The sequence below is a fragment of the Algoriphagus sp. genome, from assembly GCF_024642405.1.
Lineage (GTDB): Bacteria > Bacteroidota > Bacteroidia > Cytophagales > Cyclobacteriaceae > Algoriphagus.
On record NZ_JAHEBC010000449.1, the window covers coordinates 1 to 2,792 of the forward strand.

The following is a 2,792-nucleotide window of genomic DNA, read 5'->3' on the forward strand; positions in this document are numbered from 1 at the left end:
CAACCGTAAATCGAATCAAATCTTTACTTTCATTGTATTGGAAAGCTCCCCAATAATCTAAATCAGAATTGAGAATGATTGTCCATTCGTTCTCTCCCGGGATTGCAAACATGGAGTAGGTTCCGGCTTTAAGACTTTCTCCCCCAATTTTGATATCCTTAAATGCCTTAAACTCTACTGCTTCATTTGCTCCCATTCTCCAAACTTTACCGAATGGCACAATTCCTCCAAAAACAATTCTCTCAGACTTATTCGGTCTGCTATAGTAAGCTTTTGCAATGGCTTCTTCCCCAGGTTTACGATCATGGGCAAAATTATCAGGTAAATAGGCTACATCCATCGGACTTCTATCGGGTCCTCTAAAAGACTGTGCAAATGAGGCAGCCCCTACCCCAACAAGGAGAATGAAGGAAAGAATATACTTTTTCATTGATTTTAGTTTTAGTTATTCATTTTGAAATTATTCATTTATTTCAAATTTAACACAAGAGCTGGTAGATCCCATCCATCAATTATTTATAACAAATTAAATATCAATTAATTAGTAGATCATGATTCTCAAGAGTCAAATGTTGGATGCTTCAGGATTTATAAATAACTTATTTAAGATTTAAAACCCAACTTACAATATTAACTATCCCCGAGTTTGATTATTAAGTATTGGTTTTCTAAACAAGAAGGAATCTGACGAGTAGTACTAAATGATTTACTTCAACTAGATATAATACAGTGTAGTACTCAAAGTAATAATAAGATTGAGCATTCCGACCTCTAAAATGCATTAATATGTAACCCATGAAAGAACAAAAAGAAATCAAAACTAAATTTCTAAGAACCCAAAAAGCCTTAAGATTAAAACCAACACTTGGTTTAGGGATAGGTATTTCAAAAACGCGTATCATATCAGGGTTATCCTGCGAAAGCCGTGAAGGTGAATATGTTTTTCATACGGATATGCCAAGCCAAGTCGGTGGAAATGGAACCGGCCCTACACCTGGGGTATTAGGAAGGGCCGCATTAGGAAGTTGCCTAGCCATGGGTTATATGATGTGGGCTTCAAGATTAGATGTCATAATTGATAGTTTGGAAGTTCAAGTCGAGGCACATTATGATGATGGCGCTTTATTTGAAACATCAGATTCAGACCCAGGATATTCGGAGATACAATATATAGTCAAAATCAAAAGCCCGGCGAGCAAAAAAGATATTGATCATGTCTTGAATGAAGGGGATAAACACAGTCCATACCTTGACGTTTTTTCGAGAGCTCAGAAATGTGTTCGAAAAGTTGAATTAGAAGAATCTTAACTAATTAAAAATGAATCCTGATTTACAAAGAAGAGTTCAAAGATATGGTTGGGACAAGGCTTCCGAGCATTATGAAAAAAGCTGGCAAGTACAACTAAAGCCCGCACATGATCTCTTATTTGAAAAAATTGAAATTATGCCCGGCTACTTCATTTTAGATATTGCAGCTGGCACTGGGCTTATCACTTTTCGGATGGCTGAACTTCTTGGTTCCACAGGTAAAATTTTTGCGACGGATATCTCTGATGAAATGGTCAAAATCGGAACAGGGTTGACTCAATCCAAAGCTCTTTCAAATGTAGAGTTTGAAAGAATGGATGCAGAAAACCTTTCGTTTGAGGAATCTACTTTTGACTTGGTCACCTGTGCTTTAGGCCTGATGTATTTACCTGATCCGGATCGTGCATTACAAGAAATGTATAGAACTCTAAAACCTGGAGGAAAAGCTGCCGTCGTGGTCTGGGGCTCAAGAAAACATTGTGGTTGGGCAGAAATTTTTCCAATAGTAGATGCACGCGTAAGTTCGGATGTTTGCCCCATGTTTTTTCAGTTGGGTGAAAGAGAAAACCTCAATTATCCTTTCGAAAAAGCAGGTTTTAAGAATATTTCTCTTCAAAAAATCTCTACAATTCTTCATTATAAAACTGAGGATGAAGCTTGCCAAGCATCCTTTTTGGGTGGTCCGGTGGCAATGGCCTATTCAAGATTTGATAATCAAACTAAAATTGAGGCACAAAAAGAATATATAGAATCTATCCAAAAATTCAGGATAGGAAAAGGGTATGAGATCCCTGGGGAGTTTGTAGTGGCCGTTGGGAAAAAACCCAATTAGAATTAAGTCTAAAAATGAATCAGTTTCCGATATTTTTTAAATCATAATTGGGAATCTTCCTGTATAAATAAGTTATTGAGTTTTTATCTTGATCAGAAAGAACTTTCAATTTTTAAAAAAAACATGTGAAAGCTGCAATCAGAAGAACTTATGGATCATTTGATGCCATTTCTATTGAAGAAATAAAAAATCCCATTCCAAAAGAGGATGAAATACTTATCCGAGTGAAGGCAACCACAGTCAATCGAACAGATTGTGCGAATCTTACCGGTAAACCTTTTATCATGAAAATGATGCTAGGTTATCCCAAGCCAAGAAAGATAATTATAGGGACAGATTTTGCAGGAGAAGTACTTGAAACTGGTAAAAATATAACTTCTTTTAAAAGTGGAGATAGGGTTTTTAGCTTTTTGGATATGGGATTAGAATCTCAGGCAGAATTCGTTTGCGTCAAAGAAAATTCATTATTGAAAATGCCGGAAAACATAGATTTCAAACAAGCAGCAGCTAGTTTGGAAGGAGCCCACTATGCTTATTCTTTTATTCATTATGTTGACGTTAAATCCGGAAATAAAATCCTGATCAACGGAGCTACAGGAGCAATAGGTTCTGCTCTTTTACAATTTGCAAGATTATTTGATGTGGAATTAAC

The 2,792-nt window shown here is 36.2% G+C and carries 4 protein-coding genes; 3 read left to right on the forward strand and 1 reads right to left on the reverse strand.

The window, feature by feature from the left end; genetic code table 11:
• Window positions 1-430 (reverse strand): DUF2911 domain-containing protein (locus tag Q0L68_RS19165; protein WP_296705856.1); only part of this gene is annotated, 430 nt, incomplete at its 3' end.
• A 365-nt stretch (window positions 431-795) separates the two neighbouring features.
• On the opposite strand from Q0L68_RS19165, the gene Q0L68_RS19170 reads away from it, so the two are divergent.
• From Q0L68_RS19170 to Q0L68_RS19180, 3 genes are all read left to right on the forward strand, one after another.
• Window positions 796-1,308, forward strand: coding sequence for an OsmC family protein (locus Q0L68_RS19170; RefSeq protein WP_296705857.1), 513 nt, complete (start codon window positions 796-798; stop codon window positions 1,306-1,308).
• Window positions 1,309-1,318: 10 nt separating this feature from the next.
• On the forward strand, window positions 1,319-2,140 hold the full coding sequence (locus tag Q0L68_RS19175; protein WP_296705858.1) for a class I SAM-dependent methyltransferase: 822 nt from the start codon (window positions 1,319-1,321) through the stop codon (window positions 2,138-2,140).
• Window positions 2,141-2,265: 125 nt separating this feature from the next.
• Window positions 2,266-2,792, forward strand: a 527-nt coding sequence (locus Q0L68_RS19180; protein WP_296705859.1) for an alcohol dehydrogenase catalytic domain-containing protein, incomplete at its 3' end; no start/stop codon positions are given.